The organism is Anaerolineae bacterium (assembly GCA_025062375.1).
Classification (GTDB): Bacteria; Chloroflexota; Anaerolineae; order SpSt-600; family SpSt-600; genus SpSt-600.
In genome coordinates this window covers 1-19,480 of the sequence record JANXAG010000002.1, presented here as the reverse complement: position 1 = coordinate 19,480, position 19,480 = coordinate 1, and the positions used below count along the sequence as shown (strand labels likewise).

The window sequence follows — 19,480 nt, the reverse complement described above, 5'->3', positions numbered from 1 at the left end:
CTCTCCCCTTCAAGTATTATACCCCAAATGGCGAGAAAGTAAAGGCGCGGCGAGGTCGTTTTAAAGGGATCTACTCCTGGCCGAGATAGTCCAGATCGCCCAGGCCTCCTGCGCCCAGCCTCCAGTGCCCCGCTGGCCAGACTGCCTTCTTGATTTTTGTCCAGGGCCCGGGGAGACAATGCAGACAGTTTGGGACCGCCCGCTACCGTTTCGACCCCATCCCAAAGTTTTTCAAACAGCCTTAGGAAGCCTTGATTTCTTTGGGAACAGATGCTATAATTTCTGCGGACATTAACCCTTTAAGGAGCAAAGCGATGGTAGAGAATATTCACTGGCTCGGTCATGATTCTTTTCGCCTGGAAGGAGAGGTTACAGTTTACATTGACCCATGGAAGCTCCCCCCAAATCTTCCTAAAGCTGACATAATCCTTATAACCCACGAGCACTACGACCATTGCTCTCCGGAAGATGTGGCAAAGATTCAAAAAGCTGATACCGTCATAGTTACCATACCAGCAGCTGCCAAAAAGCTAAAGGGGGAAATAAAAACGGTAAAGCCCGGAGATAAAATCACTGTAAAAGGCATTGAGGTAGAAATGGTCCCAGCCTACAACATAGATAAGCCCTTCCATCCCAAAGAAGCAGGGCATGTGGGCTTCATTGTCACCCTGGGTGGGAAACGCATCTATCATGCTGGCGATACGGACTTTATCCCTGAAATGAAGGGCCTCAAGACAGACATTGCTCTTCTGCCTGTAAGCGGAACTTATGTGATGACGGCGGATGAAGCGGCCAGAGCTGCCGATGCCATAAAGCCCGAAATAGCCATACCCATGCATTACGGGGAAATTGTGGGCTCTGAAAAAGACGCCGAACGCTTCAAGGAGTTAACTTCGGTGCAGGTGGTAATCCTTAAGCCAGGCCAGTAACCCTTAATTCACTCCGGATGAGGGGGGTTAAATGCCAATTTATGAGTATAGATGCAGCAGCTGTGGTAAAACTTTTGAGCTTCTGCGGCCGATAAATAAGGCGAGCGAGCCAGCCGCGTGCCCATACTGTGGAAGTTCTGAAACAGAAAGAGCTATATCGCTCTTTGCGGCTGTAAGCCGAGGCGAAGGAGGAACTACCAGAAGCCTTGGTGGCAGCCCGTGCACAGGATGCACCGCAACCACATGCACAAGCTGCGGCAGATAAAAGGCCCGGTTTCCGGAAGGGAACCGGGCTTTTTTATGCCCCACTGCCCTCAGGAGGGAGATATGCCTGAGAAGATGAAGGCAATCCTCAAGAAGGGGCCTGGGCCAGGCCTGGAAATGGACCTGGTAGATATACCCAACCCAGCCCCTGGCGAAGTCCTGGTAAAAGTCCGCGCTACTTCTATATGCGGCACTGATGTGCACATATACAATTGGGATCGCTGGGCTCAGAGCCGTATAAAAACTCCTCTGATCCTGGGGCATGAGTTCTGCGGCGAAGTGGTGGAAGTGGGAAAGGACGTTAAAAGCTTGAAAGTGGGAGATTTTATATCCGCCGAAAGCCATATACCCGATATGACCTGCCCTATATGCCGCCGGGGGCAACCCCACATATGCCAGAACCTCAAAATCATCGGGGTTGATACCAACGGCTCCTTCGCTGAATATGTGACAATTCCTGAAATATGCGCTTGGAAAAACGACCCCAATATGGACCCCGCCATAGCCTCCATCCAGGAACCTCTGGGCAATGCTGTCTACGCTGTCCTGGCGGAGCCAGTATCAGGTATGACAGTGGCAGTATTCGGTGATGGGCCAGCGGGCAACAACGCCGTAGCTGTGGCCAAGGCGGCAGGAGCTGGCACTGTCTTCCAGGTGGGTATGAACCCCTTTCGCCTGGAAATCGGGCGCAGGATGGGAGCCGATTTCACCATCAATATCTCCGAAGGCCAGGATCCAGTTAAAATAATCTTGGAAAAAACAAACGGCACAGGAGTAGATGTGGTTCTGGAGATGGCCGGAAGCCCCCTGGCTTTAGAGCAGGGTTTCGCTGTCCTCCGCAAAGGAGGCAGATTCACCGCTTTCGGTATACCACCAGAGCCAGTGACCCTGGATTGGGCCAACGCTGTAATCTTCAAGGGGGCCCGCATCATAGGCATAAACGGACGCCTCCTCTGGGAAACCTGGTACCAGATGGCCGAGCTTCTTAATTCCGGCAAGCTTGATCCATCTCCCATCATCACCCACAGGATACCTCTGGACAATTTCGAGGAGGCCTTTCGCCTTCTCACTTCACCAGAGAAAAGAGTAGGAAAAGTTGTGATGTTCCCTTAGGGGAAGGAGAAAGGGTATGGCCGTTGAAAACTTTGCCCAGATGATAGAGCTCGCCCGCAGGAAAGGCCCCAGGCGAATAGCGGTGGCTGCTGCACACGATCCCGAAGTCCTTCTCTCCCTCGAAGAAGCCCGCAGAGCTGGCCTGGAAATATCGGGCTACCTTGTAGGGGATGCCCAGGCCATCAAAGCCATCGCCCAGGAAGAAGGTGTATCTCTCGCTGATTTTGAAATAATCCATGAACCTGAAACTTCTAAGGCCGCCAGAACCGTGGTGCTTTTGGCCAAGGAGGGGAAAGCAGACATAGTCATAAAGGGCCAGCTCAAAACGGCTGAACTCCTTTCAATGGCTCTCAACAGGGAAATTGGCCTCAGGGATAAAAACCTGATGACCCATGTGGGGATCTTTGAAATTCCCGGAATGCACAAGCTAATCTACATAAGCGATAGCGGTGTTGTCCCTTACCCTGATGTTTATCAGAAGCTGGAAATCATCCGAAACGCTGTGGAGGTAGCCCACCGTTTCGGGATTGAAATGCCTAAAGTGGCTATTCTGGCTGCTACCGAAGCTGTTCACCCTAAAATTCCAGCTTCCATTGATGCTCTGGCTCTGGCCAAAATGGCTGAACAGGGCTGGGTTGAGGGAGCCATAGTGGATGGCCCCATGGCTCTCGATACGGCCATCTCGGAGCATTCCGCCAAAGTTAAAGGGGTAAAGTCCCTTGTCGCCGGCCAGGCCGATATCCTCATCGTTCCCAATGTGGAGGCGGGCAACATAATGGCCAAGGGAATCCTTTATTTCGCCCGCGCCAGGATGGCCGGACACGTGGTAGGAGCAAAAGTTCCCATCCTTATAAACTCACGCGCCGACGAGGCCGAAACGCGCTTCCTCTCCTTAGCTATGGCCGTTTACCTTAGCACTGAACCCGCAACCCAGTCCAAATAGCCTTTGTACCCTTCCCTTATCGGAAGGGCGATGATCTCCGGTACAGTATAACTGTGAAGCTCCCTGACCCTCCCTTCAAGGGCCGGGAAGGAGGAAGCAGTGGTTTTTACCACCATCAGAGATTCTTTATCTTCCTGGACTTTCCCTTCCCACCAGTAGAAAGAGAAAACCTCAGGTACAACGTTGACGCAGGCTGCCAGCTTTTCCTCCACAAGGATCCGCCCTATCTTCAACGCTTCTTCAAAGGAATTCGTGGTGATAAGAACTACAATGAAATCTCCCTCCATGGACCTCACCCTCCCTGATTTTCGGGTTTTTTAACCACAATTCTGTCCAGATCGTTCACGACGGTAGTATTGGGGAATATGGCCTGAGCCTCCGCCAGAACCTCGTTTACGCTGTAGCGCCGGGAAATATGCACAAGATAGAGATTTCGGACTTCAGCCTCCAGGGCCAGGTGGGCTGCTTCGGCTGCTGTGATGTGACCGTACTGGCGGGCCAGCTCCTTTTCGGGCTCAAGATAAGTAGCCTCAATCACCAGGGCATCGGCTTTGCAGGCGACCTCCGCTAAACCCCGGGTGGAGGAAGCATCCCCGACGAACACCAGCTTCGCCCCAGGCACAGGAGGCCCCAGAACATCATCAGGGTGTATAACCCGACCATCGGGCAGGGTTATGGGTTCCCCCTGCACAAGGCGGCGCCTCTCAGGGCCGGCGGGAACACCGAGGGCTTCGGCTTTCTCTACCAGGAACGGACGCCTGGGCTTTTCTTCGAAGAGAAAGCCTAGAGAATCGGCTCCCTTGTGGATTACTTTGAAGGCCCTGAGGACAAATTTATCGTCTTCCATTATCACCCCAGGGCCGATCTCCCGGTAAATGATGTTTATAGGGGGTATCTCGTCCATAAAAACCACCTTCATTAGGAGCTTAACCCGGCGTAAGGCCCACTTTCCTCCGTATATTTCCACCTCGCTTATTGCCTCCCACCGGGCAAAGGTGGAAATCAACCCCCCCAGCCCCAGGATGTGGTCCAGATGTCCATGGGTGAGGAGTATCTTATTGAGGCGCCGGAAACCCAGTCCGCTTTTCAGGATTTGCCTCTGAGTGCCCTCCCCACAGTCAATAAGGAACCTGTGCTGGTTGTGAAGGACCACTGCCGCCGGCAAGCTCCTTTGAACCGAAGGGGCAGAAGCCGAAGTTCCCAGGAAGACAACTTCAAACATGACTTTACCTCTGAATGTAGGGAATCATCACCGTAAAGAGGGCCTGATATTCTTCTACAAAGGCCAGAGGTTCTCCGCTTTTACCGCCTATAGCATAGATTTTGTTCCCTAAAGCAACAACCCCCAAGTTTCGCCACTCTCCAAGGATTGGAGTCTCAAAAGGGGTCCAGAGGTCTGCTGAAGGGTCATAGCGCTCATTAAAGGTCAAACGATTCTTCCAGCCACCACCGATGGCATAAATCCAATGGCCAACGGGGCTAAGACCAAAGCCTGCTCTGCCTATAAGCATGGGGGAACGCTTCTGCCAACGCATTTCAACCGGATTAAATTCCTCAACATCTCGGATTTCCCGGGAACCCCTCAGCCCTCCGGCCACATAGATCCGGTCGTTCAGCACGCCGGCCGCCGCAAAGGCTCTGGGGATAAGCATGGATGGAAGCTCTTCCCATTCATCGGTTTGAGGGTCGTATCGGAAGGCTCTCGCTAACGCTCTTTTGCCATCCCATCCCCCAAACAGGTAAACTTTCCCCTGGTAAGAGGCGATGGCATAACCACACAGGGGCACAGGCAGCGGTGCTCCTTTCGTCCAGGTATCCTTCGAAGGCTCATAAATCTCCAGCGCATCGATCACCACGCCATCGGATGTGTAGCCCCCTGGGACATAAATTTTACCATTCAGAGATACCGCTCCGACATTGCTCACGGGAGTGGGTTTTTGAGCTCTTTTCTCCCACCTATTTTCACCCGGATAGTAAGCCAGGGTCTCGCCCGTCACATTCCCGGCTACCTCTCCTCCGATAATGAAGATTGCGTTTCCAGAAAGGGCCACAGCCATCCTGGAGCGAGGAGCTGGGAGAAAACTTTTCAGGAGCCATCGTCCTGAAGCCGTCATGGAGGAAAGTTGAGGGGAGGAGGGCCTGTCAATCAGGAAGGAGGAAGGCTCATCAGCCTGGATTGCTCTGAGCCAAGGCAGAGCCACGAGAACCGCAGCCAGGAGAGTGATGCAGGTCAGCAGGAACTTTTTCCAGAAAGGTAAAGGAAAAACCTGGAGCTCAGGAGGCCTGAAGGTTACTTCCCCCACCTCAATCCATCCTTCCCTCACAGCCAGCATTACCGCTTCGGTGCGGGATTGAACCCCGAGCTTTTCAAAAATATTGCGGAGGTGGACCTTGACGGTGTTGAGACTGATGAAAAGCTTGCTGGCTATCTGCTGATTGGTAGCCCCTGAAGCTACCATCCTGAGGATTTCCAGCTCCCTCTCGCTGAGAGGACACTTTCCCATAACCTTACCCTTCAAAAGTAAGAAAGCCGGCGGCCCGTGGAGGCCGTCAGCTTCAGCCCAATTCGGGGGCCAGGATTCGAACCTGGACCGAGGGATCCAAAGTCCCTTGTCCTGCCCATTAGACGACCCCCGAATGCAAGTTTATTATACCATATAAAAGATGGAGCGGGCAAGAATCCGCGTTCACGAAGCATCCGAAGAGTCCTCCGCATTGGACTTCAGAGAATACCATCACGAAGCGTGGAAAATCCGACGAACCGTCAGCTCTGTTTTAGCCTTTCATGGGAAAACGCATGTCCCTGGTCTGATCAGGATTCTAGCCTCCCTCATGACCCTTGAGAATATAAAGGGCGCTATTAAAGTCCTCAATCGGAAGTTAAAAGCCTTCTAATCTTGCCCCTTTGAACTTTTCAATGCTATAATTTTAAAAAGGCAACCCCCTTGAGGAGGCAAACTGATGCGGATAAGGGATTTTGTCCCTTCAGATGCTCCGAGGCTTGTGGAAATCCTCAAAGCCAACCAGCAGTATAGCCACCCAGAGCTGGACGGTCCGGAAGCCATGATAAGGGTAAGCCAGTGTCCTGCCGCCGAATTCCTCGTAGCTGAAGAAGATTTCAAAGTTGTAGGTTTCATAAGAGGGGTATACGATGGTTCAAGAGCAATAATACACATAGCCTCCGTAGACCCTGAATACCAGGGGAGAGGGATAGGCAAGGCCCTGGTACATGCTATAGCCAAAAGGTTCAAAGAAAGAGGAGCCATCTCTCTGGCGGTGACAGTCCCTGGAGAAACAGGTTTCTGGAAAAAGATGGGCTTTCGCCAGACGACCCGGATAATGTTTGCCTATCCTATTGAAGACGTATTAAACGCTTCAGCTCCACCACCCCAGGAAGAGGAAAAGGAATGAGCCCCATGGGCACCGATGAGGATAAACCTGGAGAAATAACACCGTCGCTGGTCTCGGCAGTAATAAACTGGCGCCATCGTTTCATCCTCTTAGTTGCGAGCCTTCTCCTGATTTTACCACTCGCTATTGCAACTTTAAGGAATAAGTCCATCTTCCCTCTCTCCATTATCTTCATTTCCATAATTCTATTTGCTTTCTGGCTGATTTTCCGCTATGAAATTTTCTTCCTGCGGAAGGGACTCTCCGAGAAATTCCTCCGCTTTTATTCCCTGCAGGAGCTGTTCCGCGAAGAGCTGGACTTTTACCAGCTGGCCGAGAAGGTGTGCAAGGGGTTGGAGAAGTGGTTGAATTGCAAAAAAGTTTACTTTTACCTGATTAATGAAGTTTTGAACAAATGTCAGGTCATAGCCAAGGTTGATCCGGAAAGCTGGTTAGAAAATTCCATCCCCCTGAACGATTTCGCCATTAGTTCCCTCGCTAACAGTCAAAGCGCGCTTTCCCTCCCGGTAGATTCAGGCCTGTGGATAAACCTTGGCTTCCGGTTCCTGGTCCCCGTGAGAACCAGGGGGAAGCTAGTAGGATTCATAGCACTTGGGGAAAAAAGGAGTGGCGAGCCTTATTACCGGATCGAGCTCAAAAACCTGGAAATTCTGGCCACCCAGCTGGGACTCTTTCTCGAGAAAGAGGAATACAGAAGAACCCTGCGTCGCCAGCTCAAAGAGCTGACCTCTGCTCAGGAAATCCTCACCCGGATGGTGTCCAATCCTTATTACCTGGATTCAGTTCTGGAAAGCCTCGTGGAAGGCCTTAGGATACTTTTCCCACAGGTTAGACTTATAGAAGTCTGCCTGTGGGATGAAAGAGAGAGAAAAATGGTAGCGCGTAAGGTTTCGGGCATAGGGATACTGGAAGGCCACAAGTATGACTTGGGAGAAGGATTAAGTGGGCTTATCGCGCGGGACCGTAGGCCAATCCTCATAAAGGATGTGCAAGCATTAAAAGAGAAACCCAAAATCCCCGATGTAGGGGTTTTCCGTTCCTTTATGGGAGTCCCCCTTATCTATCAGGGCAAGCTCATAGGTTCCCTGGAAATGGATAGCCTCTATCCTGAAGCCTTCGGGGTGGAAGATCTGCGTTTTCTGGAGAGCCTCGCTCCTTACTTCGCCGCTATAATCCACAACACTCAGGCCCATTATTCAATGGTAAAGGAAAAAGAGGCTCTCCTTGAGGCTTATAATCTAATCGGTAAGATGCTGGCTTCCGGTTTGAGGGGCGAGGAGCTCCTGGTTTACATAGCTAAAGTGATAAACGCTTTTATGGATGCGGAAGCTTGCGCCATAAGGATCTGGGAGGGAGGAAAAGTCCTCACCAGCTATTGCGCTGGCTCTGAAAGCATTCTTCCTCCACCTAGATGGGAGATTGACCTTTGTTCCCGACAGGATGAGGTCATAATCCAGGAACTGGGAAGGGAGGGCGAATTCAGCGATGCACGGGGGATGAAAGCCTTTATGGGCGCTTCTATCCACTTAAAGGGAGAAAAGATTGGCTGGATAGGGGTGTGGGAGCGAGAGCCAAAGGCTTTTTCATCAGCAGAGATGAACTGGCTTAAAGCTTTCTCCGCCCAAGTGGCTGCCATATGGGAAAAAATCCTCTTTCAGAAAGAGCTGGAAAGAACACGCCAGCACCTAAGTTCCCTTCATCGTCTCAAAGGAGCACTGGAAGGCGTTTCCTCTTTCAGGGAACTGGCTTCCAAAACGCTTGAGGTCCTGATTGACTGCTACAAACTTGAAGGAATCCCTTGTTGCCTTTTCTTCTTCTCTTCCGCTCCAGAGGATGAACCCGCTCTGGCCATGAGCCCCGGATTCAGCCCCTATTTCGCTGAGCTCCTGACCTTCTTTGCCCCTAAGAGTCCTGTTGAATCCAAGGCTGTGGAGAGTTTGAAAGGCTACCTAAAAGGTTTTAACGTTCTCCCCCTGGAGGCCGATGGAAAGGCATGGGGTATCTTTGTCTTCCCGGAAGGTAAAATCCCCGATATAACCCTTTTCCTTAGCCATCTGGGCTCCCTGGCAGTTCGACTCGCTCTTAAGAAGGAACTGGAAAAGGCTGAAAAAAAGCTCCTTGAATTGCTGGGCCTGGTCTCCGATGGCTTATACCTGGCAGGGAAAGGGGGTGAAATTTCATTTATTGATGAAAAAGCCCGCAGCCTTATCGGTTTCACCGAGAGGGAACTGGTGGGACGCAATCTTCAGGTTTTATATCCAGAGGGTTTCACCTCTCCCACGCTGGAAGCGGCTCATACGGGGAATTTGACCCTGCGGACCACTCACCTTAAAGCCAGGGATGGTCACCTCGTACCGGTAAGGGAGATTGCTATACTGCTCTCTCCAGAGAAAACGGTTGTGGCTTTCTGGGATTTATCCCGGGAAAAAGACCTGGAGAAGGTCCAGGATGTTGTCACTATTTTCCTTGTCCATGAAATAGGTAAACTTGCAACCAAACTTTCGAACGCCCTTTATCTGTACAAGGAGGGAAGAAAGCGGAGGGAGACGCTGGATGAACTGGTAAAGCTAAGTGACAAAATGACGGAAGCAGTGCGTAAACTTCAGGAAATAATTAATCTTGAGCGGGGAAAAATCCGCCTAAATTTCATCAAGCTGGATGTGACAAAACTGGCTAAAGAAGTGGTGAAAAGATTTGCGGAGGGTGGCACTCACCGCTTTTCCCTTAAGGAACCAGCGGAGTCGCTGTTGGCCCTTGCTGATGAGAAAATGGTAGAGGCTATCTTGAGTAACCTTTTGGATAATGCTTTGAAATACTCACCCCCGGGCTCCTTGATAACGGTTAAGGTTGAAGCCGAAGGGGATGAGGTGAAGGTTTCCGTTAAGGATGAAGGAGAAGGGATACCGATTCCCTTGCAGAAGAAAATTTTTGAGAAATTCTATCGGATTGAAACCAGGGAGACAGCTAAAACAAGCGGTCTCGGCCTTGGCCTCTATTTTTGTAAGTTAATGGTAGAAGCGCACGGGGGTAGAATCTGGGTGGAAAGTTCCCCCGGGCATGGGTCCACTTTTTCCTTTACCCTTCCCAAAACTCAATGATAGCCCCCTTATAAGTTGCTACGCTTTGCCCAGAACTGCGGCCAGCAAGGCCATCCGGATGTAAAGGCCGTTCTGGATCTGGCGAAAGTAAGCAGCTCGCGGGTCCGAATCCACCTCGTAACTTATCTCATATACCCTGGGGAAAGGATGCATGAGGATCATTCTTTCCTTGGCCTTTTCCATCAACTTGGGGGTGATGATGTAGAAGTCCTTGAGGCGCTCATATTCTTCCTGGTTTTCAAAACGCTCGCGTTGAACTCTGGTTACGTAAAGGACGTCGGCTCTGGATATGACCTCATTTATGTCCTCGGTTTCCCGATAGGGTAAGCCGCCCTCGCGCACTTCCTGGAGTATTTCTTCGGGCATGCGCAGGGCTGCGGGAGAAACAAAATCAAATTCCACGTTGTAAAGACACAGAAGACGTGTCAGAGAGTGAACAGTACGCCCGTATTTGAGGTCTCCCACCATAGCCACTCGCAGGCCATCAACCTGGCCAAGTTCTTCCTGGATGGTGAAAAGATCCAGTAGAGCCTGAGTTGGGTGCTCCCCGATGCCATCTCCTGCGTTGATAATGGGCTTGGAGGCATATCTGGCCGCCAAAGCAGCAGCTCCCACTTCAGGATGTCTTAAGACGATTACATCGGCGTAACACTCCAGGGTGCGGATGGTATCGGGGAGGGATTCGCCTTTGATTACAGAAGAATAGCGAACTTCATTAATGGAGATAACTTTGCCCCCGAGCCTGAGCATCGCTGCGGCAAAAGAGGAGCTGGTGCGGGTGCTGGGTTCGTAGAAGAGGTTTACCAGAACTTTGCCTTGAAGCAGGTCAGCTGAACCAAATCGTTCTACCAAGGTACGCATTTCTTTGGCTACTCCGAAGATGAACTCAAGTTTCGGGCGATCAAACTGTTTGACCGAGATGATATGCTGGCCGTAAAGGCCATTGTCTTTTCTGTCGGCCGGAACGGCTCTCATCTTTTATCACCTCCTTCTTAAAGATTTTATCTATATGGCCCGTAGAAGAGGGGCCTGCCAAATCCGGGGTGGACGAGAATCTTTCCATCTTCATATGCTTTTTGTCCCCGGATGAAAACTCGCCTTACGGTAGCCCGAACTTCCATACCTTCAAAAGGGGTCCATCCGCAACGGGTTTTGAGCTCAGCGGAGGATATGATGCGACGAGGGCCCAGTTCAATTTCCACGCGTGCTTCCGGAGGCTTTATCCCGAAGATGCGCGCCGGATTTTCAAAGATAAGTTCAGACAACCGCTCCCGAGCAATTCTCCCTTCCAGCATCGCCGTAAAAAGCAGGGGAATAGTTGTCTCAAGGCCGGGGACACCGGGAGGAGGTTCAGGACCTCGCTTTTCCTCCAGAGTATGAGGGGCGTGATCGGAAGCTATAATGTCAATTATGCCAAGATTTTTCCACAGAGCCTCGCGGTCTTTCGGAGAGCCCAAGGTGGGTTTCATGTACCCAAAGGGGCCAAGTGTTGCGGCTTCCTCTTCGGAGAGGAAGAGGTGGTGAGGTGTAACTTCACAGGTGACGGGGAGACCGCGCTCTTTGGCCGCCTTAATGAGGGTTATCTCTTCAGCTCTGCTTACATGGCAGATGTGTACGCGCCGGTTGTATAAAGCGGCGAGGGCCAGGACTGCAGCTACAAGCATTCCTTCCGCATGGACAGCGATGGGTTTACTGGAGGGCCACGATTGGAAATGAGCTATCAGGGTGCTCAGGTCCTGAAGGTATAAAGAACCATAGGTTTCTCCAAGGTATATCTTGAGGCCGGCAACTTCAGAAGCGAGTTCGGCAGCAGTGGAGGAGTTATGGAGGGTAGCTCCCAGGTAAAAGCCGTAATCGCAGAGGGCACTGCTGGCAGCGATGCGTTTTTTAATTTCCAGAGTTTGCGCATCTGTTATGGGCGGGATATTGTTAGGCATATCCAAGAGAGCCACTACCCCTCCGGCAAGAGCTGCAGCTGTGCCTGTGAGAAAGGTTTCTTTGTGCGAAGCTCCTGGTTCTCGCAGGTGAACGTGAGCATCGATCATTCCGGGTATTTCCACTAAAGGCATTTCAACTTCCCTCCACATAAAACAAGGGCCTGGGAAAACAGTGATCCCAGGCCCCGTCCAGGCCAATCTTTAATAATCGCTCTTTAAGCGAGACCCTCAAACCCTCCATACTATAAATGGAGTATATCCAAAATCCTCTCCAAAGACAAGTGGAGAGCTCCTGCCCTCACCTCTTTCGCAGATATTGTTCTGCTTTCTGCTGGTGCAGGGTGTTCAGTCTTTCTCTGAGGGCAATAACCTGCTCTTTCCCCAACGGGTAAAATTTAAGTGCCGTCAAAAAGATCACCAGAGCCACGAGCGGCAGCAAGCTCATACCCATGCGGATTCCTACGGCAACGGAAGGAGGTTGAGTTGCCAGAGCAGCGTTGTAACCGCTCAGCCCCAGCACCAGGCTGCTCGATCCGCCCACCAGGACCATAGCGAAGCGCTCGATAAAGGCATTGACCCCAAAGTATATACCCTCTCGCCGCCGGCCGGTACGCAGTTCGTCCTCGTCTATAACATCACTAAGGAGGATATCTCTGACCAGGGTGATGCCTGAGTTGGCAGCTCCCAGCAGGAACATCATGGCCAGGGCCTGGAGCAGGTTGCGGACGACAAATACCAGAAGCAGGAGGGCTACGAAGAGCGGCACGGCAACGGCAAGGGTGTCCCTGGAGCCCAGGCGGAGGGCAACTTTCCTCCAGAGGGGGTAAAAGGCCATCGAGGTGACAAACATCGCCAGAAAAAGGAAACCCGTTTCCCCCTCCTCAGCGCCGATGACGTATTTGGTGAAGAAGGGCACCATGGCCGAAAGCCAGCTCCATATGTAGCAGATCATCAGGTTAGCTCCCACGAAGGCCAAAAAGGTTTGATTGGTTAAAGTGGCTTTGAAAGCTTGGGTCAGTGGCATCGTCCCCTCGAGGCTGAACTCCTTTCGCTCTCTGCTACCCAGCAGGGAGACCAGAAAAGCACCGCTGCCGATAAGCCCCAGGATGGCTCCTGCCCATGCCCACCCCCCAAGCCGGCCAAACGTCCCGGAAAGGGCATCGGCAATCAGTGGCATCGAGGCGAAAGCAAGCACAGAGCCTATCATCGCTGCCACCTGCCGGTAGATGGAGACCTCTGTCCTGTCTGGAAGAGTTTCATACATTTCCGGGAAAAGGGAGATGTAAGGGACACTTACAGCGGTGTAAAGGAGATCAAAGAGGGCAATGAGGATGGCGAAATAAAGGAAGGTGCCGAAGTGGAAAGGCGTTGCCAGAGGTTTGCCTCCCAGAGGTGGCGACCACACCAGGATGAAGATGAATAGGAGGAGAGGGGCGCCAAAGAGGATGTAGGGGATCCTGCGTCCCCACCTTGTGCGAGTTCGGTCTGAGATATAGCCGACGAGAGGGTCATTGATGGCGTTCCACACACCGTAGGAAATAGCGAAGGCCAGCCCTACCAGCTTGGGATCAAGGCGTACCACGTCGGTGTAAAAGAAAATGATGTAAGCCCCTATGGTGTGAAAGAAAAGGGCTGTTCCCATATTGCCTATACCGTAGGCGATTTTTGCGTATTTACCTTTCATGGTGAACATCTCCTATCGGAACCAAAGAGTGCCCGGAAGATCACAGGCATACCCAATGTGCCCCACAGCCCGAGCAGGGCAAAGCGGACAAAGCGGAACCAGGCTCCGGCCGGGAACAGCTGGCCCAGGAGCATCCGCAGCAGGAAGATTGTCGCCAGCCCAACCACTACTTTGACCACCTGCTTCCAGAGAGCCACCCGCACAGGGAAGCGCACGTACCGTCGTTCCAGGCTGTACCCCAAAGCTACCCCCAAAGCGGTGCCCGTCACCATGGCCGTAGTGGCGATTGAGGGCGGAGGGGTCGCTGGCCCCTTGGGGTAGATGGCGAAGAGGAGAAGAGGAACAGATAGGCTCAGGGCCAGCTCCCAGGGGAATGGTATGGTAAGACCTCGCTCATCCCAGAGCCGATAGAGGACCAAGCCCAGCCAGACCAGGACGATACCTATGGCTATCCCACCCAGGACATCAGTTGGCCAGTGTGCTCCCCGATAGATGCGCGCCAGGCCAACGAGAGGGATCAGGATTACTGCGGCCACAATCAGGGGCCATCGCCGGTAATAGCCAGCAAGGTAGGACCACAGAACGCTGGCATTCATGGCATCACCGCTGGGAAAAGCGTAACTTCCATCGCGCTTCTCAGCCAGGAAAAGAAGTTGTTCTACAGGAGGACGCGGGATGCGGAAAAGGTCTTTGAGAGCAGTGTGCAAATAGCCGGAAAAGAGGAGAAGCAGGAGAAACCTCAGGCCTACGGCTGGGCTTATGCACCAGTAAAGGATGACTGCCACCAGGATGATGAAGTCGTCTTTAGCGGTGCTGTTGATTATAGCAAAGAAAGTGTCAAGCAAAGGGGAACGAAGGGACTGCAACCAGAGGATAAAATCAAGTTGCGTCATGGTTTCCTCCCCATGGTTTTTGATTTATTGATCGGGTAATTGGCCGGTGTGCTGCTCTGAGCTCACTCCCGCTGAGGGCGGGCTATCGCCTTAAAGCCTGTGTGGATAATAACCTCTGATGGCATCCAGGCGACCTAACTGTGCTCCTCCCAACCAGAGCTGCATGATCTTGCCATCTCGCCAATATTTCTCCAGGTGATAATCGTGGGCGTAGCCGTAGGAACCCATCAGCTCCATGGCCCTGTTGGCTGCCATCACTGCCACTTCCGAGGCATAGACCTTGGCAATGCTGGCTCGCGAGAGGTTTAGATCCGAATCTGGAGGCCCATAAATTTCCGGATGGTCGTACTTGTAGGCTGCTTGCAGGGTAAAGGCCCGGGCTGTCTCAATGCCTATTGCTATATCAGCAAGAATGCAGGCGGCTACGGAGTGTTCCCGAATTGGTCGGCCAGCCACCACGCGCTCACCCGTGAATTTGAGGACCGTCTCAAAGATGCCCTGAGCATTACCCACCGACATGGCAGCGCTCCCCAGGCGGCCAACGACCAGATTACGGCGAAAGAGGCGGGCGTCCTCCCCTGGCCCCGCGGCACGGAACCCTTCGGGCACCCGCACATTATCCAGGTATATGGCGCAGTTACGATCGGCCTGCATTCCGGCTTTGCGCTCAAAAGGGCCAAAAGAAAGGCCTTCAGCATTGCCCGGCACATAGATGAGGGCAATCCCTTCCTCGCCCAGTTCCGGATCAGTGGAGCAGACTATAAGATAGGCATCGGCCACACCACTGTTGGAGGCCCACATCTTCTGGCCATTGATCACCCATTCCCCGCCCTCCAGACGGGCCCTGGTGCGAATCATTCGGCCCTCCAGAGCAGGATTCTCAATGTCGCAACCGCCTCCACCAGAAGCGCCGCCTGGCTCGGTCATAGCAAAGCATCCCAACTTTAATTCTTTGCCGCAAAACTCCGGCCCGAAGCGATCAAGGACAACCTGGTTTTGCGCCCAGATGGCAGGCATGAAGGGCCACAGGCTGCAGGCCGCGGCTACTGCAATGCCCCCATCGCCACGAGCTAGCTCTTCCAGACAGAGGCAGAAAGGCACCATCCTGGTAAGACCAGCTCCTCCATACTTCTCCGGCCAGATGGAAGCCTGGAACCCTATGTCAGTAAGCCCTTGCAGGATGCGGCGCACCAGTACATGTTCCTCATCGTCATCTATGAGATGACGCACAGGCATGATCTCGGCCTCCACATAGGCGCGGATCGCCTCGCGGAAGATCAGGTCTTCCTCTTCGACCAGCTCTCGCAATATATCATCGCGGTACATCTCATTTCCCCCCGTTGAAAATGCTGTTTACTTTTGCTCGCCTTCCAAGAACTGCGGGATTCAAGGCACGGTGGCCTTATCTTCCTCCACCAATTTCAGCCCTGCCAGCCTGGCTGCCGCCTTGAATTCTCTCCGCCAATCCCCCACGAAGCTGACCCTGTGCCACCCAAAGGTCATCCAGTCGTAGTTCTCCAGGATTTTTTCGGCATCATCCTCCACAAGCACTTTGTTGACGCATGCCTTTTCATCCACAATCTGGCCGATGATTTTCCCGTGGCGCAGAGCGAGCTTCTTTTCCAGCAAACTGAGCTTAATCGTGGTGAGGTCTTCTCCAACAGGGAACCTGACCCTTGGGACAGCTCCCACAAAATGGGACTCCCCGTGGCGGACTATGTCATACTCCATAGAAGGGCCTTCAGGCCCGTAGGGTTTGCTGGAAGCCATACAGTGCAGGTAGGTGACCTGGTTGTGGGTCAAATCGAGGGTGTGATTGGAGACGAAGCCAGGCCTGCCGGTAAGGGAATAACCCAAAAGAACGCTGATATGGGAATCCAGATCCGCCTCGCAGGTGGCAGTGAAACCACTATTCAGCATCTGGCGGAAGCCCAAACAGGGGAAAGCAGGCAGGAGGCCCATGATGAGCAGGGTTCCGCAATCAATGGTCACAGAATCAGCCCCCGTTTCCTCAATCAGCTTTTCTATTGCGAGGTAAAGCCTGGCCGCATTCACCACTGTCTGGCGTGGAGATTCCACCAGTTTCGCTTCCTTTATCCATCTATCGGCGATCTCCTCAGCTTTCTTTTCGTCGGCTTTTCTGTAATGCTCAGCGAGTTCCTTTGGGTCTCTCCTAATCAGCTCTAGCCCGAAAACCTCCTTCATGTTCCTCCGGTATTTTTCCTCATCTCTGCGCCACTGGTGGGCCTGATCAGCTCCCGTCAGATCGAGGTAATGGCCAATGGAAACGATATTGCCCATAACGGCCATCATGGCTTCCCTTTCTTCCTCCGGCATGCAGAGCAGGTCAGGTCCTGCCAGTTCTATAAGGCCCTCCGGACTCATCGTTATTTCGTCAGGGGCATAGGTAAGGATCTTCTTGCCTTTGAGGCGATGAAGCCCGCGCAAGATGCCTATCGCCCATTCTATATCCTCAAAATCCGGCGAGGAAACCGGAAGCACCCGCAGCTCTTTCCCTCTTATGCGTTCATAAAGTTGAATGAAGACGTAATCCCCCCCGTAGATTCGGTTCGCGAGGATGGTGGGCTGCCCAGACTGAAGAAGTCCTTCCAGGGGCCCTACCTCCGGATAGCCATAATGTCCGATAATATAGAGGAGGGAACCATCTGTCCCTTCTATTTCCCGCTTAATCCTTTCCACTTCAGATGGTTCATATCCGGTGAGGATCTCCCCGCCGGCAAAGGTGATTTCAGGGAACTTTTTCGTTAACCTCTCCAGAACCCAGGCCTTAAACTGCTCGTTGTCAAAGCCGATGTGGGGCCATCCCGCATGCCAGTCCAATTTGCTGACGAAAAGGGTGTAAACTTTCATGTCTTTTCCTCCTTAAGCGTGATGGTTCATAAGGGCTCAACGATTCCTCAGAGCCCTCGCCTTCTCCGGACAATTTCTATACCGGGCCGATAGCCAGCTGACATTCACTGCCGATCCCACCCGTCTGGCTCCACGCACCATCCTGTTCCGTCGCACATGGTTCCTGCGCACTTGATACTCCGAGCCCGGTTCATTGTTGTTCTTTACCGGACTATGCTGTTCAGCCACATCGCAAAGCACAGCGGAGCGACGTCAAATGGAAGTGTTGGCTGGATCGCTCCGCAGCCTGCTGGACTCCCGCTCGCTTCAGCACCGCCCTCTTTATCTTTCCAGCGGCTTGCCCCTGGGGGAACCAGCGCCTCTTTCCTCATCATATTCTCTTTTTTACCGCCACCTTTTCCAACCTGCGCTAAAAGGCTTTTCCGCACTCCCCTCACTCGCCTTCTTTTTATCCCGCCTGCGGACGAAGGGAATAGACGGGTAATGCCGCCTCTAAGTCTGAAACAATATCCTTATCGCTCTTTTTACCGCAATCACTGCCAGCTCAAGCGATGCCAGCACGATGATAATGGAACCCAGGAACGCCAAAGGTTTCAGTTTAGTCGGATTCTCCCAGGGGCTCATTACCCGATACTGCCATGGGAAGCCTGGTGGATCGTATCGGCTAACGTCCTGAGTAAGGAAGCGAAAAGGATAGCCATATTGTACGCTTTTCATTTCGCTTCGGTCATGCACCGTGGCTGGAAACCATAGACTGGCTGCAACCAGGCAAATACTCAGGCATACGAGGATAAGATGAACGCCTATGTTTGATCTCCACATCGCTATCTCCTCAGTAGCCCAACAAATGGCGCTTCAGCCGCAGGCCAGACCAGAGTTGAAATAGCCGACATCACCAAGCATCGGATCATCACCTGGTGGCACACCTTCTGTTGACAGTCTGCGGGGAAGTATGGCGATCTTCTCCACCCGGTTGAAATCACGAAAATTCAACCTCAGCGGAAGTTGAGCGATTAAATCACAGGCTGTGGAATTAGCCGCATCCGGGTTTCACCAGTTTGCTGTTTCCCCTCCAGCTGGAGTTGAGCCTGGCGTCTCAATGGGCAATAAATGGAGTGGCCGGTGACTGTAACAAAAGGTGTTGGTGACGCATTTGCCAATGTGGTCCTTTATTAGGCTATTACAAGCATAGCATAAAAATTCTGAAGCCGCAAGTAAAATTCTTCACAGAGGGAAATCGCTCCTGGGTAATAGGGCCGGCAGGCTGTCTGCGGGATCATCCTCATGTGATTGTTCACCGATCGGTAAAATTGGGGTGCAATGAAGGGAAACCGAGTCTATCCGGTGGGGGTATCCCGGGATCACTTCTTCCAGAGAGTAAGAGGACTGGCGGTGATACTCTATCTTCTTGGCCTCAGTTACGAGGCCTCTAAAACGCTGGTTTTCTGACCGTCCAGAAAGCCCGCCGGAAACGGGGAGAGGTCTTTGAGGGGGTGCAGATGCCTGCGGTGGGGGGGGTGATGTGACCTCGTGAAAGTGAAGGGGAAACTGACGGTGGACCCTTTCAGTGGGCCGGTATTGACGGAGGATGCGGAGACCTTGACGTAGTGGCTTCAGCTAACCCATTTGAGCACTTACGCTTGCCGGGGCTGGGGATGGTATTAGCAATGGCCTGGCCTTCGGCATAGCGGTTAGCGGTGGCAAAGGGATTGGGTGGGCGCAGTTGGTGGCGCTACTAAAGCAGAGGTACTCCGCCAGTGGGCGCAGCCAATGCCCTGACCGAAAGCTTCAAGTTGCAAAGTTTGCTCACCTGCGGTGAGCAAACACGGTCCCAGGAGCGGAGACTGGCTCTCTTGAAGGGGGGAAGCAATATGGGTAGCCCCTTGAGTCTGGATTGGTATGCCCAGCGGAATGTTGTTTACCACCCGGACGGGAACGGTTGTGGTGATGACAGGTTCGAAAAATTGCAAAAAATCATAATCAAAGGTGCGCTGATACAGCGAAAGGGGGTCCAGGGGCGAGGCTACGCGCATGGCCAGCAGGAAATCTTGTGGCCGGGCGATGCCGAAGCGGTGCGCCATATAGTAGGTCCTCAGGGCCTGCCAGTAAGCATCCTGGCCCATAAGTTCCTGAAGTTGGCGCAGGAAAGTAGCCCCTCGCCTGTAGACGGCATTAAAGTAGGCTCTGCCTTTTTGGAAGTCATAAATGGAACGATTAAGAGGGATGGTCCCCGTGTAGTTGCCCCAGGTTTCCCAGAGGCTCTGATAAGCCTCGGGATCTTTCCAGCGGAAAAAGTCCAATGATAGAGCGGTGACCAAAGCCTCATCCAGCCAGGGG

Annotated in this window: 19 protein-coding genes, 1 tRNA gene and 1 pseudogene; 8 read left to right on the top strand and 13 right to left on the bottom strand. The window is 52.7% G+C overall.

Going from position 1 to position 19,480, the window contains the following annotated elements; translation table 11 throughout:
- Nucleotides 1–314 precede the first annotated feature (314 nt).
- From NZ653_00955 to NZ653_00940, 4 genes are all read left to right on the top strand, one after another.
- Nucleotides 315–929: an MBL fold metallo-hydrolase gene (locus NZ653_00955; protein ID MCS7285697.1), complete on the top strand. Its 615-nt coding sequence runs from the start codon at nucleotides 315–317 to the stop codon at nucleotides 927–929.
- Nucleotides 930–960: 31 nt separating this feature from the next.
- A complete protein-coding gene (locus tag NZ653_00950; GenBank protein MCS7285696.1) occupies nucleotides 961–1,194 on the top strand; it encodes a zinc ribbon domain-containing protein in 234 nt (77 codons plus the stop codon).
- A gap of 62 nt (nucleotides 1,195–1,256) precedes the next feature.
- Complete coding sequence (tdh, locus tag NZ653_00945; GenBank protein MCS7285695.1) at nucleotides 1,257–2,306, top strand: L-threonine 3-dehydrogenase; 1,050 nt, start codon at nucleotides 1,257–1,259, stop codon at nucleotides 2,304–2,306.
- 16 nt (nucleotides 2,307–2,322) lie between these two features.
- Entirely contained in the window at nucleotides 2,323–3,249 is a 927-nt protein-coding gene (locus tag NZ653_00940) for a bifunctional enoyl-CoA hydratase/phosphate acetyltransferase (GenBank protein ID MCS7285694.1), read from the top strand.
- Here the strand turns inward: NZ653_00940 and NZ653_00935 are convergent.
- From NZ653_00935 to NZ653_00920, 4 genes are all read right to left on the bottom strand, one after another.
- A complete protein-coding gene (locus NZ653_00935) occupies nucleotides 3,213–3,536 on the bottom strand; it encodes a divalent-cation tolerance protein CutA (protein MCS7285693.1) in 324 nt (107 codons plus the stop codon). The two genes, NZ653_00940 and NZ653_00935, sit on opposite strands and share 37 nt — an antisense overlap.
- Nucleotides 3,537–3,541: 5 nt before the next feature.
- Nucleotides 3,542–4,471, bottom strand: a complete 930-nt coding sequence (locus NZ653_00930) for a ribonuclease Z (GenBank protein ID MCS7285692.1) — start codon at nucleotides 4,469–4,471, stop codon at nucleotides 3,542–3,544.
- A 4-nt stretch (nucleotides 4,472–4,475) separates the two neighbouring features.
- Nucleotides 4,476–5,753, bottom strand: a complete 1,278-nt coding sequence (locus NZ653_00925; protein ID MCS7285691.1) for a LuxR C-terminal-related transcriptional regulator — start codon at nucleotides 5,751–5,753, stop codon at nucleotides 4,476–4,478.
- 61 nt (nucleotides 5,754–5,814) lie between these two features.
- Nucleotides 5,815–5,886, bottom strand: a tRNA-Gln gene (locus tag NZ653_00920).
- A gap of 27 nt (nucleotides 5,887–5,913) precedes the next feature.
- Between NZ653_00920 and NZ653_00915 the strand changes: the two genes are divergently transcribed.
- The 3 genes from NZ653_00915 (at nucleotide 5,914) to NZ653_00905 (ending at nucleotide 9,758) form a co-directional block, all read left to right on the top strand.
- The gene (locus NZ653_00915) at nucleotides 5,914–6,144 is read left to right on the top strand and encodes a hypothetical protein (protein MCS7285690.1); all 231 of its coding nucleotides are present in this window, start codon (nucleotides 5,914–5,916) and stop codon (nucleotides 6,142–6,144) included.
- Between the two features lie 66 nt (nucleotides 6,145–6,210).
- Nucleotides 6,211–6,660: a GNAT family N-acetyltransferase gene (locus NZ653_00910; GenBank protein ID MCS7285689.1), complete on the top strand. Its 450-nt coding sequence runs from the start codon at nucleotides 6,211–6,213 to the stop codon at nucleotides 6,658–6,660.
- Nucleotides 6,657–9,758 (top strand): ATP-binding protein, encoded by a 3,102-nt coding sequence (locus NZ653_00905; protein ID MCS7285688.1) that lies wholly within the window; start codon nucleotides 6,657–6,659, stop codon nucleotides 9,756–9,758. The genes NZ653_00910 and NZ653_00905 overlap by 4 nt, the downstream gene beginning before the upstream one ends.
- Before the next feature lie 18 nt (nucleotides 9,759–9,776).
- Here NZ653_00905 and pyrB read toward each other — a convergent pair whose 3' ends face one another.
- The 8 genes and pseudogenes from pyrB to NZ653_00865 all read right to left on the bottom strand — a co-directional run bounded on the left by pyrB (nucleotide 9,777) and on the right by NZ653_00865 (nucleotide 18,169).
- On the bottom strand, nucleotides 9,777–10,733 hold the full coding sequence (gene pyrB, locus NZ653_00900; GenBank protein ID MCS7285687.1) for an aspartate carbamoyltransferase: 957 nt from the start codon (nucleotides 10,731–10,733) through the stop codon (nucleotides 9,777–9,779).
- Between the two features lie 26 nt (nucleotides 10,734–10,759).
- Nucleotides 10,760–11,803: an amidohydrolase family protein gene (locus NZ653_00895; protein MCS7285686.1), complete on the bottom strand. Its 1,044-nt coding sequence runs from the start codon at nucleotides 11,801–11,803 to the stop codon at nucleotides 10,760–10,762.
- A gap of 190 nt (nucleotides 11,804–11,993) precedes the next feature.
- On the bottom strand, nucleotides 11,994–13,379 hold the full coding sequence (locus NZ653_00890) for an MFS transporter (GenBank protein MCS7285685.1): 1,386 nt from the start codon (nucleotides 13,377–13,379) through the stop codon (nucleotides 11,994–11,996).
- Nucleotides 13,376–14,272 carry a phosphatase PAP2 family protein gene (locus NZ653_00885; protein ID MCS7285684.1) on the bottom strand — a complete coding sequence of 299 codons (897 nt, stop codon included), beginning with the start codon at nucleotides 14,270–14,272 and terminating at the stop codon, nucleotides 13,376–13,378. The genes NZ653_00890 and NZ653_00885 overlap by 4 nt, the downstream gene beginning before the upstream one ends.
- 90 nt (nucleotides 14,273–14,362) lie before the next feature.
- Nucleotides 14,363–15,598, bottom strand: coding sequence for an acyl-CoA dehydrogenase family protein (locus tag NZ653_00880; GenBank protein MCS7285683.1), 1,236 nt, complete (start codon nucleotides 15,596–15,598; stop codon nucleotides 14,363–14,365).
- Between the two features lie 60 nt (nucleotides 15,599–15,658).
- Nucleotides 15,659–17,143, bottom strand: coding sequence for a hypothetical protein (locus tag NZ653_00875; protein MCS7285682.1), 1,485 nt, complete (start codon nucleotides 17,141–17,143; stop codon nucleotides 15,659–15,661).
- 492 nt (nucleotides 17,144–17,635) lie between these two features.
- Nucleotides 17,636–17,965, bottom strand: a complete 330-nt coding sequence (locus NZ653_00870) for a hypothetical protein (protein ID MCS7285681.1) — start codon at nucleotides 17,963–17,965, stop codon at nucleotides 17,636–17,638.
- A 33-nt stretch (nucleotides 17,966–17,998) separates the two neighbouring features.
- Nucleotides 17,999–18,169: pseudogene (locus NZ653_00865) on the bottom strand (cyclophilin-like fold protein).
- A gap of 294 nt (nucleotides 18,170–18,463) precedes the next feature.
- On the opposite strand from NZ653_00865, the gene NZ653_00860 reads away from it, so the two are divergent.
- Nucleotides 18,464–18,592: a hypothetical protein gene (locus tag NZ653_00860; GenBank protein MCS7285680.1), complete on the top strand. Its 129-nt coding sequence runs from the start codon at nucleotides 18,464–18,466 to the stop codon at nucleotides 18,590–18,592.
- Nucleotides 18,593–18,834: 242 nt separating this feature from the next.
- Here NZ653_00860 and NZ653_00855 read toward each other — a convergent pair.
- The coding region (locus tag NZ653_00855) for a hypothetical protein (protein MCS7285679.1) at nucleotides 18,835–19,480 on the bottom strand (646 nt) is incomplete at its 5' end.